The organism is Pseudomonas sp. ES1 (genome assembly GCF_050586605.1).
GTDB lineage: Bacteria > Pseudomonadota > Gammaproteobacteria > Pseudomonadales > Pseudomonadaceae > Aquipseudomonas > Aquipseudomonas sichuanensis.
The window spans coordinates 1-13,010 of record NZ_JBOBDM010000013.1 but is presented as its reverse complement, the minus strand read 5'-3'; the positions used below and the strand labels follow the sequence as shown (position 1 = coordinate 13,010).

Below are 13,010 nucleotides of genomic sequence, written 5' to 3'. Positions count from 1 at the left end.
TTCCGTGATCACGCCACCTGTGGAGCTTTTCCATGGCCAACACCCCTTATCCGCACCTGCTGGCCCCGCTCGACCTGGGCTTCACCACCTTGCGCAACCGCACGTTGATGGGCTCGATGCACACCGGCCTCGAAGAGCGCCCCGGCGGCTTCGAGCGCATGGCGGCCTACTTCGCCGAGCGTGCCCGCGGTGGCGTCGGTCTGATGGTCACCGGCGGCATCGCCCCCAACGACGAGGGCGGGGTGTATTCCGGGGCGGCCAAGCTGAGCACCGAAGCCGAGGCCGACAAGCACCGGATCGTCACCGAGGCCGTGCATGCAGCCGGTGGCAAGATCTGCCTGCAGATCCTTCACGCCGGCCGCTATGCCTATAGCCCCAAGCAGGTGGCGCCCAGTGCCATCCAGGCGCCGATCAACCCGTTCAAGCCCAAGGAGCTGGACGAGGAGGGCATCGAGAAGCAGATCGCCGACTTCGTCACCTGTGCAAGCCTGGCCCAGCGCGCCGGCTATGACGGCGTCGAAATCATGGGTTCGGAAGGCTACTTCATCAACCAGTTCCTGGCGGCCCACACCAACCACCGCACTGACCGCTGGGGCGGCAGCTACGAGAACCGCATGCGCCTGGCGGTGGAGATCGTGCGCCGGGTCCGCGAGGCGGTAGGGCCGAACTTCATCATCATCTTCCGCCTGTCGATGCTCGACCTGGTCGAGGGCGGCAGCAACTGGGAAGAGATCGTGCTGCTGGCCAAGGCCATCGAGCAGGCTGGCGCCACCCTGATCAACACCGGTATCGGCTGGCACGAGGCGCGCATCCCGACCATCGCCACCAAAGTGCCGCGTGCGGCATTCAGCAAGGTCACCGCCAAGCTGCGCGGCGCGGTGAGCATTCCGCTGATCACCACCAACCGCATCAACACCCCTGAGGTGGCCGAGGCCGTGCTGGCCGAAGGCGACGCCGACATGGTGTCGATGGCCCGGCCGTTCCTGGCCGACCCGGACTTCGTCAACAAGGCCGCCCAAGGCCGCGGCGACGAGATCAACACCTGCATCGGCTGCAACCAGGCCTGCCTGGACCACACCTTCGGCGGCAAACTGACCAGCTGCCTGGTCAACCCGCGTGCGTGCCACGAGACCGAACTCAACTACCTGCCAGTGCTCAACGTCAAGCGCATCGCCGTGGTCGGCGCCGGCCCAGCCGGCCTGGCTGCCGCCACCGTGGCTGCCGAGCGTGGCCACCAGGTGACCCTGTTCGATGCCGCCAGCGAAATCGGCGGGCAGTTCAATGTGGCCAAGCGTGTGCCGGGCAAGGAGGAGTTCTTCGAGACCCTGCGCTACTTCCGTAACAAGGTGAAGAGCACCGGCGTCGACCTGCGGCTCGATACGCGCGTCGATGTGGCAGCGCTGGTCGAGGGCGGTTTCGACGAAATCATCCTGGCCACCGGCATCGCACCGCGCACCCCGGCCATCCCCGGCATCGACAACGCCAAGGTGCTCAGTTACCTGGACGTGCTGCTGGAGCGCAAGCCGGTGGGCGAGCGGGTGGCGGTGATCGGCGCCGGCGGTATCGGTTTCGATGTGTCCGAGTACCTGGTGCACAAGGGCGTGGCCACCAGCCAGGACCGCGAGGCGTTCTGGAAGGAGTGGGGCATCGACGGCCAGTTGCAGGCCCGTGGCGGCGTGGCCGGTATCAAGGCCGAACCGCATGCTCCGGCGCGCCAGGTGTACCTGCTGCAGCGCAAGAAAACCAAGGTCGGTGACGGCCTGGGCAAGACCACCGGCTGGATCCACCGCACGGGGCTGAAGAACAAGCAGGTGCAGATGCTCAACAGCGTCGAGTACCTGAGCGTGGACGATGCCGGCTTGCATGTGCGCGTCGGTGAAGGCGAGCCGCAGTTGCTGGCGGTGGACAATATCGTCGTCTGCGCAGGGCAAGACCCGCTGCGCGAGTTGCACGAAGGGTTGTTGGCAGCGGGGCAGTCGGTGCACCTGATCGGTGGCGCGGACGTGGCTGCAGAGCTGGATGCCAAGCGCGCGATCAACCAGGGGTCGAGGTTGGCCGCCGAGCTCTGATCCATCGCAATCGCGGGGCAAGCCCGCTCCCACGGGCTATCGTGGGAGCGGGCTTGCCCCGCGATGCGTTTGTCCGGGCTACTGATAAACTCGCGCCATGCCCGAATTCTCCCTGCCCCAAGCCCCCCTGCAACGCCTCGACCTGCCCTGGCTCCAGCATGCCGGTCTGGAGGCCGCCGTCCTGCGTCTTGACCTGATCGACCCACTGATCAGCGGCAACAAATGGTTCAAGCTGCGCCACCACCTGCTCGAAGCCCGACAGGCCGGATCACCGGGCCTGATCAGCCTGGGCGGCAACCACTCCAACCACCTGCATGCCCTGGCCGCTGCCGGCAAGCGCTTCGGCTTCGCCACCGCCGGGCTGCTGCGTGGCCATGAGCAGGACACGCCGACCGTGCGCGACCTTCGGGCGCTGGGCATGCAGTTGCACTGGCTGGGTTACGCCGGTTACCGAGACCGGCACCAGGCGGGTTTCTGGCAGCCCTGGCAGGCCCGTTATCCAGGCTGGCACTGCATCCCCGAAGGCGGCGGCGGCCCCGCCGGTGCCCAGGGCTGCGCGCTGATCGTCGAGCAGTGCCGGGCGCAACTGGCCGCGCTGGGTTGGCAGGATTACGACGCCTGGTGGCTGGCCGCCGGTACCGGCACCACCCTGGCGGGGCTGGTGCTGGCGGAGCAGGGCAGGCATGCGGTGCATGGCGCCCTGGCCGTGCCCCTGGATCATGGCGTGCCGCAAACCGTGGCGGCCCTGGCGGGCCCGAACGGATACACGCTGCATGAAGCCAGCCGAGGCGGCTTTGCCCGGATCGACGACGAGCTGCTGGCGTTCGTCGCCGATAGCGAACAGCAGGCTGGCATACCGCTGGAAGCCTTGTACACCGGCAAGGCGCTGCTGGCCCTGCGTGACCAGGTGGCGGCCGGGCGCTTCAGGCCCGGCACCCGCCTGGTGTTCCTGCACAGCGGTGGCCTGCAGGGGCGACGCGGTTACTTGTAGGGCAGCATGCGCAGCAGGGTGTTGTCGCGGCGCACGTAGTGGTGATACAGCCCGGCCAGCGCGTGCAGGCCGATCAGCCAGTAGCCCCAGCTGCCGATGCGTTCATGCCAGCCTTTGATGAACTTGGCCAGGTCCGGGTCCGGCGCGACGATGGCCGGCAGCTCCAGGCCATAGAAGGGGATCGGCTTGTCGGCGGCGCTGAGGATCGCCCAGCCGGCCAGCGGCAGGCCGATCATCATCAGGTACAGCAGCAGGTGCACCAGGTGCGACAACCCGGTCTGCCAGGCCGGTGGCTTGGGCACGATCGCTGGGGTGGGGCGCGACAGGCGCAGGGCCAGGCGCAGCCACACCAGCACGAACACGCTCAGGCCAAGCATGAAGTGCAAATCCTTCATCACATCGCGTTCGGCGCTGCCCTTGGGGAACAGGCCGCGCAGCTCGATGCAGGCGTAGACGGCGGCCAGCAGCACCAGCATCAGCCAGTGCAGGGTGATCGACAGCCGCGAGTAATGGGCTGCGGGGGTGGATGAAACCATGGTGGATCCTCGTCATCAGGTCTGGAAGGGCGCTCTTGATTGGCGCCTGCCCTCAACTTTAATCGCTGGCGTGAAAAACGGCTTGCTTCAGATCTATCAAGTGCAGCCGACATAGCGAACCAGGTGGTGGCCATGGGCCTGCGCCTGTTTTCTATCGCACAAGGATGATGTGTTCAATGAAACCCCTGATTACCGCCCCTCGGGCGGCGCTGTTCGCTTCCCTTTCCCTGCTGCTTGCCGGTTGTGAGCAAGCCCCGGCCGTCAAGACGCCGCCGGTTGCCCAGATGACCATTCCGCTGTGCGTCAACGACCAGTGCGCGGTACTGGATCAAAATGGCGCCTTTCGCGTCGGCCCCGACAACGACTACGACCTGATCTACACCCAGCCCTTCACCAATGCCTTCATCTTTGGCAAAGGCGACTACTGGAACCTGGCCAGTGGCGACGGCAAGCAGGTGCTGCGCGCCGAGCTCACCGATGAGGTCTTCCCCTTGACGCCGGGCCTGTTCGGTTTCGTGCGCGATGGCAAGTCCGGGGTGATGGACGAGCAGGGCAAGGAAGTCCTGCCGGCCGCGTTCGATAGCATCTATGTCGGTGGCGAGAATGACTTCATCGTCGTTGAGCTGGATGAGCGGCGCGGCATCCTTACGCCCAAGGGCGAGAAGGTCAGCGAAGCGGTGTTCGACTCGATGTACGTGCGCGACGATTTCGCCAAGCGCGGCAACTGGGTGCTCGCCCAGAAAGGCAGTGAAAACTGGGGCTACAACCTGCAGACCAAGGTGCTGCGCAAGCTTGATTTCGACACCATTACCAGCGCGGCGGATGGTTTCCTGGTGGTCTCCCGCGAAGGGCAAACCGGGGTCGGCCTGGCCAATGCCGCAGGCGATCTGGTGATCCCGCTCGGTAAATACTGGCTGGGCACCCCGGGCGCTGGCCTGGTGGGATACCGTGATGGCTACGACAAACCCTGTGGTTACCTCGACTACCAAGGCAAGGTGATCATCGAGGCGCAATACCAGAGCTGCGAAACCTTCGGCAAGATCGGTGCCATGGTGCAGGTGCCACGCACCGAGGAAGATCGTGGCAAGGCCGGCATGATCGGCCACGACGGCAAGTGGCTGATCCAGCCCGAATACGATTCGGTCGGTGACGCAGGCCTCGGCCTGATGGGCATGAGCGGCCATCGCCCGGGCTTCAACCATATCGGCAAGCTGCAGAATGCCTTCCTGGCGACCTACGGCACCATCGACCTGGACCAGGGCAAAGTGCTGGTTCAGCCCACCTACCAGCAGATCGGCGTGATCACCCCCAAGCGCTTTGCCTTCACCGAACTGAAGTCGCCGCGCAAGACCGTGACGTTCCTCGGCATGCCGAGCGAGGCCGCCACCGTGGGCCTGATGGACGAGCAGGGCAAGGTGCTGATCAAGCCTGAGCAGTTCGTGATGATCAAGCTGACGGCGGACGGGCACCATCTGGTGGCTTCCGAGGGCAGCACTTCGGACGCTTCGCGGGCGCTGTACGACCTCGACGGCAAGCTGCTGGTGCCGGCCAAATGGCAAGACCTGCAGGTTGACGAAGCAAGGGGTGCGATCTTCGGCTACCGGGTCGAGGGCAATGGCGACGACGCCGTGCGAACCCTGCGTGCCCTGTACCGCCTGGACGGCACCGTGGTGTTCGACACCAACCGTCTGCCGTGCGGTGCGGAGCAGGTAGTGGATGGCAAGGGCAAGGTGCTGTGGCCGCAGGATGCCCAGGCACATTGCCCGGCGCCTGAGCCTGTGGCCGAGGCTTCCTGATCTTCCCTCGCGCCTGCCGAGCCTCTTCACGGGTCAGCCGCTGAAGGGGCCTGGGCTCATCACCCAGGCAGGTGTGGCCAGCTGTCGGCCACCAGGAATACCCGCTCGACCTCTTCCCAGGCCCCGTCTGCCTGCTGCGCCATTCTGGCCAGCAGTTGCGCGGGGGCGTGGGCGTCCAGCCCCGCCAGCCACGCCTGGAATTGCGTTGCACTCAAACAGTCCCCTGGCGCCAGGTGTGCCGGTGCCAGCCAGGCATGGCGGGGCAGGGGCTGCCAGCGCTGCGCCGGGTCGCTGGCCCAGTCTCGCCGATGCAGCCAGCCGCCACGCAGGTGTTCGGGGTTGCTGCCGGCGGGCGGTCGGGCTGGCGGGCCTGCCAAGGGATAGAACAGATAACCGGCCAGCCACAGGTGTGCCTGCACCTGATCCACGCCCAGCGCGTCGAGCACCTGACGACTGTGCGGGCCACTCGACATGGGCAACTGGTGGTGCGCCAGGTGCGCCAGTTTCTGTCCCAGCCGGTCATGACAGCCAGGCCCGAGCCAATCGGCCGGGTCGCTGCCCTCACCCGTACTGGGCCCCAGGTAAAGCTTGATTGCCAGCTCCAGGTGATGATCGCCTTCGCGGTCGCGCAGCAGGATATCCAGCTCGCCCAGGGTGTGCCCGCCATCGCGGATCGCCAGGTTGGCCGCCAGCAGCTCGATGCCCGGCGCCTGGCGCAAGGCGAACTGCCACAGCGCTTCGTAATACAGCCCCAGCCGACGGCTGCTCAGGCGTGCCAGCCCTTCGAGCAACGGCGCCGGGGCCTGGTCGAGTGCGCGCAGCCAGTCGGCCAGGCGCGCCGGGTCGTCGGCCCAGCCGCTGGCGTGGAGCGGGTGGCGCTGTGGCTGCGGGGTGTCTTGCAGCAGGGGCGGCGACAGGATCGTCCAGGCCAGGTCGCGCACCGCGGGGTGGCGCAACTGGCGGGGCAGGGGGGCGAGGTCGGCGAAGGGCATCATCCCGCGAGCATAGCCGGTTTGCCGCTGCCCGGTGCTTTCGCCCATAATCCCGGCATAGTCACCCCGCCGCAGAGCCTTGCAGGAGCACCATGGAGCAATTTCGCAATATCGGTATCATCGGACGCCTTGGCAGCTCCCAGGTGCTCGACACCATTCGCCGACTGAAAAAATTCCTCCTCGAGCGCCACCTGCACGTGATCCTCGAGGACACCATCGCCGAAGTACTGCCCGGCCACGGCCTGCAAACTTCCACCCGCAAGCTGCTGGGCGAGGTGTGCGACCTGGTCATCGTGGTCGGTGGCGACGGCAGCCTGCTTGGCGCCGCCCGCGCCCTGGCCCGGCACAACATCCCGGTGCTGGGCATCAACCGCGGCAACCTGGGTTTCCTCACCGATATCCGCCCCGATGAGCTGGAGCAGAAAGTCGCCGAAGTGCTCGACGGCCACTACCTGGTAGAGAACCGCTTCCTGCTGCAGGCCGAGGTGCGCCGCCACCACGAGGCCATCGGCCAGGGCGATGCGCTCAACGACGTGGTGCTGCACCCGGGCAAATCGACGCGGATGATCGAGTTCGAGATCTACATCGACGGCCAGTTCGTCTGCAGCCAGAAGGCCGACGGCCTGATCGTCGCCACCCCCACCGGTTCTACGGCCTATGCGCTGTCCGCCGGCGGGCCGATCATGCACCCCAAGCTCGACGCCATCGTCATCGTGCCGATGTACCCGCACACGCTGTCGGGCCGGCCGATCGTGGTGGATGGCAACAGCGAGTTGAAGATCGTGGTGTCCAACGACCTGCAGATCTACCCGCAGGTCTCCTGTGATGGCCAGAACCACTTCACCTGCGCCCCCGGCGACACCATCACGGTGAGCAAGAAGCCGCAGAAGCTGCGCCTGATCCATCCGCTCGACCACAACTACTACGAGGTCTGCCGCACCAAGCTTGGCTGGGGCAGCCGCCTGGGGGGCAGGGACGACTGATGCTCGATCCGGCGCGCAGTTTCGACATCATCGGTGACGTGCACGGCTGTGCGCTCACCCTCGAGCGCCTGCTCGACGCCCTCGGTTACAAACGCATCGGTGGTGTCTGGCGGCACCCACGGCGCCAGGCGCTGTTCCTCGGCGATATCGTCGACCGCGGCCCGCGCATTCGCGAAGCGCTGCACATCGTCCACGACATGGTCGAGGCCGGCCAGGCCTTCTGCATCATGGGCAACCACGAATACAACGCCCTGGGCTGGGTCACGCCGGCCCTGCCGGGCAGTGGCAAGGCCTACGTGCGCGAGCACACGCCACGGCATGCCCGGCTGATCGATGAAACCCTCACCCAGTTCGCCCAGCACCCCGGCGACTGGCACGACTTCATCCAGTGGTTCTACGAGCTGCCGCTGTTCGTCGACGCCGGACGTTTCCGCCTGGTGCACGCCTGCTGGGATCCGCAGTTGATCGAACCGCTGCGCAAGCAATACCCCAACGGCTGCATCGACGAGCACTTCGTACAGGCCTCGGCAGTGTCCGGCAGCTTCGCCGCTACCGTGTGCAATCGCCTGCTGCGCGGCACCGACATGCGCCTGCCGGACGGCCTGACGCTGACCGGCGGCGATGGCCTGACCCGCGCCTTCTTCCGCACCAAGTTCTGGGAAGAGGACCCGCAGACCTACGGCGATATCGTCTTCCAGCCCGACGCGTTGCCCGACGAGGTGGCGCGTGCGCCGCTCAGCCACCACCAGAAGAACGCCCTGTTGCGCTACACCGAGGACGAACCGCTGCTGTTCGTTGGCCACTACTGGCGCAGCGGCCGCCCGGCGCCGATCCGCGGCAACCTGGCCTGCCTGGACTACAGTGCCGTGCTGTACGGCAAGCTGGCCGCGTACCGGCTGGATGACGAAACCCGCATCGACCCGCACAAGTTCGTCTGGGTCGACGTCGAACGCCCACAGGCCAATCAATGAACGTGATCGAAGTGCTGCGCCTGCCGCTGGCGGTCGACCTCAGCGGTTTCGTCGCCCTGCTGCGGCGCCTGCAGGTGCCGCACCGGGTGGTCGAGGAGGGCGGGGAGCAGGTGCTGTGGGTGCCGCCGGCGATTGCCGAGGATGTTCGCGAGCTGTACACGCGCTACCCCGACGGCAATGCCGATCTGCAAGCCATCCCGGAGCCAGCGCAAGGTAGCTTGCCTGCGCCTGCGCCGTCCTTGAAAGAACAGGCCATCGCCTGCAAGGTCACCGCCAGCGTGCTGTTCCTGTGCCTGGTGGTCGCCGGCCTGACCGGCCTGGGCGACAACCTGACCACCATCGCCTGGTTCACCTTCCTGCCGTTCCAGGTGCAGGGCGAGTACCTGTATTTCACCCCGCTGCTGCAGGCGCTCGGCGAAGGCCAGTGGTGGCGCCTGGTGTCGCCCATGCTGCTGCACTTCGGCGTGCTGCACCTGGCGATGAACGGGATGTGGTACTGGGAGCTGGGCAAGCGCATCGAACTGCGCCAGGGCCCGTGGATGCTGCTGTCTTTGACCCTGCTGTTCAGCCTGGTGTCCAACCTGGCCCAGCACTTCACCAGCGGGCCGAGCCTGTTCGGCGGCTTGTCCGGCGTGCTGTACGGCTTGCTCGGGCATGTCTGGCTGTACCAGAAGCTGGCGCCCAACCCGCAATTCAGCCTGCCCCGGGGCGTGCTGGCGATGATGCTGATCTGGCTGCTGGTGTGCCTGAGCGGTGTGGTGGGGCAGCTCGGCTTTGGCCAGATCGCCAACGCCGCCCACGTGGGCGGGTTGCTCATCGGTTGCCTGACGGGGCTCTTGGGTGGATGGCTCGCCCGGCGTAAACTGTCCGCCTGACTGAGGAGACACCATGTCCACGTTCGCGCAAATGATCGAAAACATCACCCCCGAGATCTACGAAAGCCTGAAAACGGCCGTCGAAATCGGCAAATGGTCCGATGGCCGCAAGCTCACCGCCGAGCAGAAAGAACTGTCGCTGCAGGCCGTGATCGCCTGGGAAATCCAGAACCTGCCCGAAGACCAGCGCACCGGCTACATGGGCCCGCAAGAGTGCGCATCGAAGTCCGCGCCGATCGCCAACATCCTGTTCAAGTCGGACTCGGTACATTGATCGAACTCGCTCGTGGCTCTTTGAGCAAGATGGCGGTGCGTCTGGAAGCACCGGTCGTTCAATACAGTTTCCGCCTGGACGACACCCAGGTGCCGGTGAACCCGCTGATCGGCCAGTCGATCCGCCTGGAGTACCTCGGCGCCATCCACTGCACCCACTGCGGCAAGCGCACCAAGACCAGCTTCAGCCAGGGTTACTGCTACCCCTGCATGACCAAGCTGGCCCAGTGCGACGTGTGCATCATGGCCCCGGAACGCTGCCACTACGACGCCGGCACCTGCCGTGAGCCGTCTTGGGGCGAGCAGTTCTGCATGACCGACCACGTGGTGTACCTGGCCAACTCGTCGGGCATCAAGGTCGGCATCACCCGTGCCACCCAGCTGCCCACCCGCTGGCTCGACCAGGGCGCCAGCCAGGCGCTGCCGATCATGCGCGTGGCCACCCGGCAACAGTCCGGGCTGGTCGAAGATATCCTGCGCAGCCAGGTGCCGGACCGCACCAACTGGCGTGCATTGCTCAAGGGCGATGCCGAGGTGCTCGACCTGGTGGCCATCCGCGAACAGATTTTCGACGCCTGCGCCGACGGTATCCGTGGGCTGCAGGAGCGCTTTGGCCTGCAGGCCATCCAGCCGCTGCCCGACGCCGAGGTGGTGCAGATGCGCTACCCGGTCGAGGCTTACCCGAAAAAGATCGTCAGCTTCAACCTCGACAAGGACCCGGTCGTGGAAGGCACGCTGCTGGGCATCAAGGGCCAGTACCTGATCTTCGACACCGGCGTGATCAACATTCGCAAGTACACGGCCTATCAACTGGCCGTGCTCCAGTAAAGGATCGTCACCATGCGTACCGAACAACCGCAAGTGATCTACCTCAAGGACTATCAGGCCCCCGAGTACCTGATCGACGAGACGCACCTGACCTTCGAGCTGTTCGAGGACCACACGCTGGTGCACGCGCAACTGGTCATGCAGCGCAACCCCGCGCGTGGCGCGGGCTTGCCGCCACTGGTGCTCGACGGCCAGCAGCTGGAGTTGCTGCGCGCCTCGCTGGATGACCAGGAACTGCAAGCGGGCGACTACCAACTCGACGACAGCAGCCTGACCCTGCAGCCGAAAACCGAGCGCTTCACCCTCGACACCAGCGTGAAGATCCACCCGGAAAGCAACACCGCGCTGGAAGGCCTGTACAAGTCCGGCAAGATGTTCTGCACCCAGTGCGAGGCCGAGGGCTTCCGCAAGATCACCTACTACCTCGACCGCCCGGACGTGATGAGCGTGTTCACCACCACGGTGATCGCCGAACAGCATCGCTACCCGGTGCTGCTGTCCAACGGCAACCCGATCGGCAGCGGGCCGGCCGAAGACGGCCGCCACTGGGCCACCTGGGAAGACCCGTTCAAGAAGCCGGCGTACCTGTTCGCCCTGGTGGCGGGTGACCTGTGGTGTGTCGAGAGTGAATTCACTCGTCAGTCCGGGCGTGACGTGACCCTGCGTATCTATGTCGAGGAAGAGAACCTCGACAAGTGCGACCACGCCATGGTCAGCCTGAAGAAGTCCATGCGCTGGGACGAAGAGGTCTACGGCCGTGAATACGACCTGGACATCTTCATGATCGTCGCGGTCAACGACTTCAACATGGGCGCCATGGAAAACAAGGGCCTGAACATCTTCAACTCCAGCTGTGTGCTGGCCCGTGCCGAAACCGCCACCGACGCCGCCCACCAGCGCGTCGAAGGCGTGGTCGCCCATGAGTACTTCCACAACTGGTCGGGCAACCGCGTGACCTGCCGCGACTGGTTCCAGCTGTCGCTCAAGGAAGGCTTCACGGTGTACCGCGATGCCGAGTTCAGCGCCGACATGAACTCGCGCACGGTCAAGCGCATCGAGGACGTCGCCTACCTGCGCACCCATCAGTTCGCCGAAGACGCCGGCCCCATGGCCCACCCGATCCGCCCGGACAGCTTCATCGAGATCTCCAACTTCTACACCCTGACGGTGTACGAGAAGGGCGCCGAGGTGGTCGGCATGGTCCACACCCTGCTGGGGGCCGAGGGCTTCCGCAAAGGCAGCGACCTGTACTTCGAGCGCCATGACGGCCAGGCGGTGACCACCGACGACTTCATCAAGGCCATGGAAGACGCCAACGGCGTCGACCTGAGCCAGTTCAAGCGCTGGTACAGCCAGGCCGGCACCCCGCGCCTGGAAGTCAGCGAGGCTTACGATGCCGCTGCGCAGCGCTACAGTCTGACCTTCCGCCAGAGCTGCCCGCCGACCCCGGACAAGGTCGAGAAACTGCCGTTCGTGATCCCGGTGGCACTGGGCCTGCTGGACGCCGAAGGCAATGACCTGCCGCTGCGCCTGGCCGGCGAAAGCGCCGCCTGCGGCACCAGCCGCGTGCTGTCGGTGACCGAAGCCGAGCAGACCTTCACCTTCGAAGGTATCGCCAGCCAGCCGCTGCCCTCGTTGCTGCGTGGCTTCAGCGCCCCGGTCAAGCTGAGCTTCCCCTACGACCGCGACCAGCTGATGTTCCTCATGCAGCACGACAGCGACGGCTTCAACCGCTGGGAAGCGGGGCAGCAGTTGGCGGTACAGGTGCTGCAGGAACTGATCGGCCAGCAACAGCGTGGCGAAGCGCTCACGCTTGACCAGCGCCTGATCAGCGCACTGGGTACCGTGGTCGGCAATGAGTCGCTGGACCCTGCCATGGTCGCCGAGATGCTCTCGCTGCCGGGCGAGGCCTACCTCACCGAGATCAGCCAGGTGGCCGATGTGGACGCCATCCACGCGGCCCGCGAGTTTGCCCGCCAGCAGATCGCCGCGCAGTTGTTCGACGCCCTGTGGGCCCGTTACCAGGCCAACCGCGAAGTGTCGCGCAAGACCCCTTACGTCGCCTCTGCCGAGCACTTCGCGCGCCGCAGCCTGCAGAACATTGCGCTGTCGTACCTGATGTTGAGCGGCAAGCCGCAGGTTGTGGAAGCGACCCTGGAGCAGTTCGATCAGTGCGACAACATGACCGAGCGCCTCACCGCCTTGGCAGTGCTGGTCAACTCGCCGTTCGAGGCTGAGCGGGCCAAGGCCCTGGAAACCTTCGCCGAGCACTTCAAGGACAATCCGCTGGTCATGGATCAGTGGTTCAGCGTGCAGGCGGCAAGTGCCTTGCCGGGCGGGCTGGCGCGGGTCAAGGCACTGATGCAGCACCCGGCCTTCACCTTGAAGAACCCGAACAAGGTGCGGGCATTGGTCGGTGCTTTCGCCGGGCAGAACCTGGTCAACTTCCATGCCGCTGACGGTTCGGGCTATCGCTTCCTGGCGGACCTGGTGATCGAGCTCAATGCACTGAACCCGCAGATCGCTTCGCGCCAATTGGCGCCGCTGACCCGCTGGCGCAAGTATGACGATAAACGTCAGGCGCTGATGAAGGGTGAGCTGGAGCGAATTCTGGCTTCGGGCGCGCTGTCCAGTGATGTGTATGAGGTGGTGAGCAAGAGCCTGGCGTAAGCCTGGAGAAGTTGGGGCTGCTGCGC

General features: G+C 65.7%; 11 protein-coding genes. 9 read left to right on the top strand and 2 right to left on the bottom strand.

Features of this window, described 5'->3' with window-relative positions:
• The first annotated feature begins 32 nt into the window (after positions 1–32).
• A complete protein-coding gene (locus tag ACQ4N9_RS07640) occupies positions 33–2,069 on the top strand; it encodes an FAD-dependent oxidoreductase (protein ID WP_390967346.1) in 2,037 nt (678 codons plus the stop codon).
• A 97-nt stretch (positions 2,070–2,166) separates the two neighbouring features.
• A complete protein-coding gene (locus ACQ4N9_RS07635; protein ID WP_390967347.1) occupies positions 2,167–3,060 on the top strand; it encodes a 1-aminocyclopropane-1-carboxylate deaminase/D-cysteine desulfhydrase in 894 nt (297 codons plus the stop codon).
• On the opposite strand, the gene ACQ4N9_RS07630 is transcribed toward ACQ4N9_RS07635, so the two are convergent.
• Positions 3,051–3,596 carry a cytochrome b gene (locus ACQ4N9_RS07630; RefSeq protein WP_110995853.1) on the bottom strand — a complete coding sequence of 182 codons (546 nt, stop codon included), beginning with the start codon at positions 3,594–3,596 and terminating at the stop codon, positions 3,051–3,053. The two genes, ACQ4N9_RS07635 and ACQ4N9_RS07630, sit on opposite strands and share 10 nt — an antisense overlap.
• Before the next feature lie 176 nt (positions 3,597–3,772).
• Here ACQ4N9_RS07630 and ACQ4N9_RS07625 point away from each other — a divergent pair, with 176 nt between their 5' ends.
• A complete protein-coding gene (locus tag ACQ4N9_RS07625; RefSeq protein WP_390967348.1) occupies positions 3,773–5,392 on the top strand; it encodes a WG repeat-containing protein in 1,620 nt (539 codons plus the stop codon).
• Between the two features lie 59 nt (positions 5,393–5,451).
• Here ACQ4N9_RS07625 and ACQ4N9_RS07620 read toward each other — a convergent pair whose 3' ends face one another.
• Positions 5,452–6,432 (bottom strand): DUF1853 family protein, encoded by a 981-nt coding sequence (locus ACQ4N9_RS07620; RefSeq protein ID WP_390967349.1) that lies wholly within the window; start codon positions 6,430–6,432, stop codon positions 5,452–5,454.
• 44 nt (positions 6,433–6,476) lie between these two features.
• On the opposite strand from ACQ4N9_RS07620, the gene ACQ4N9_RS07615 reads away from it, so the two are divergent.
• Genes ACQ4N9_RS07615 through pepN form a run of 6 tightly spaced genes read left to right on the top strand, consistent with a single transcriptional unit; the run spans position 6,477 to position 12,984 of the window.
• Positions 6,477–7,367, top strand: coding sequence for an NAD(+) kinase (locus ACQ4N9_RS07615; protein ID WP_110995856.1), 891 nt, complete (start codon positions 6,477–6,479; stop codon positions 7,365–7,367).
• Positions 7,367–8,338 (top strand): metallophosphoesterase, encoded by a 972-nt coding sequence (locus tag ACQ4N9_RS07610; protein ID WP_125463276.1) that lies wholly within the window; start codon positions 7,367–7,369, stop codon positions 8,336–8,338. Before ACQ4N9_RS07615 ends, ACQ4N9_RS07610 begins: the two co-directional genes overlap by 1 nt.
• Positions 8,335–9,213, top strand: coding sequence for a rhomboid family intramembrane serine protease (locus ACQ4N9_RS07605; protein ID WP_322359291.1), 879 nt, complete (start codon positions 8,335–8,337; stop codon positions 9,211–9,213). The genes ACQ4N9_RS07610 and ACQ4N9_RS07605 overlap by 4 nt, the downstream gene beginning before the upstream one ends.
• Before the next feature lie 13 nt (positions 9,214–9,226).
• Positions 9,227–9,487, top strand: a complete 261-nt coding sequence (locus ACQ4N9_RS07600) for a YeaC family protein (RefSeq protein WP_110995859.1) — start codon at positions 9,227–9,229, stop codon at positions 9,485–9,487.
• Positions 9,484–10,314 carry a DUF2797 domain-containing protein gene (locus ACQ4N9_RS07595; RefSeq protein ID WP_110995860.1) on the top strand — a complete coding sequence of 277 codons (831 nt, stop codon included), beginning with the start codon at positions 9,484–9,486 and terminating at the stop codon, positions 10,312–10,314. Before ACQ4N9_RS07600 ends, ACQ4N9_RS07595 begins: the two co-directional genes overlap by 4 nt.
• A gap of 12 nt (positions 10,315–10,326) precedes the next feature.
• Positions 10,327–12,984, top strand: coding sequence for an aminopeptidase N (gene pepN / locus ACQ4N9_RS07590; RefSeq protein WP_390967350.1), 2,658 nt, complete (start codon positions 10,327–10,329; stop codon positions 12,982–12,984).
• Positions 12,985–13,010: the final 26 nt, after the last annotated feature.

Coding starts and splice junctions, on each gene's coding strand:
- ACQ4N9_RS07640 (WP_390967346.1), top strand. CDS start 33: ATGGCCAACACCCCTTATCCGCACCTGCTGGCCCCGCTCGACCTGGGC.
- ACQ4N9_RS07635 (WP_390967347.1), top strand. CDS start 2,167: ATGCCCGAATTCTCCCTGCCCCAAGCCCCCCTGCAACGCCTCGACCTG.
- ACQ4N9_RS07630 (WP_110995853.1), bottom strand. CDS start 3,596: ATGGTTTCATCCACCCCCGCAGCCCATTACTCGCGGCTGTCGATCACC.
- ACQ4N9_RS07625 (WP_390967348.1), top strand. CDS start 3,773: ATGAAACCCCTGATTACCGCCCCTCGGGCGGCGCTGTTCGCTTCCCTT.
- ACQ4N9_RS07620 (WP_390967349.1), bottom strand. CDS start 6,432: ATGGGCGAAAGCACCGGGCAGCGGCAAACCGGCTATGCTCGCGGGATG.
- ACQ4N9_RS07615 (WP_110995856.1), top strand. CDS start 6,477: ATGGAGCAATTTCGCAATATCGGTATCATCGGACGCCTTGGCAGCTCC.
- ACQ4N9_RS07610 (WP_125463276.1), top strand. CDS start 7,367: ATGCTCGATCCGGCGCGCAGTTTCGACATCATCGGTGACGTGCACGGC.
- ACQ4N9_RS07605 (WP_322359291.1), top strand. CDS start 8,335: ATGAACGTGATCGAAGTGCTGCGCCTGCCGCTGGCGGTCGACCTCAGC.
- ACQ4N9_RS07600 (WP_110995859.1), top strand. CDS start 9,227: ATGTCCACGTTCGCGCAAATGATCGAAAACATCACCCCCGAGATCTAC.
- pepN (WP_390967350.1), top strand. CDS start 10,327: ATGCGTACCGAACAACCGCAAGTGATCTACCTCAAGGACTATCAGGCC.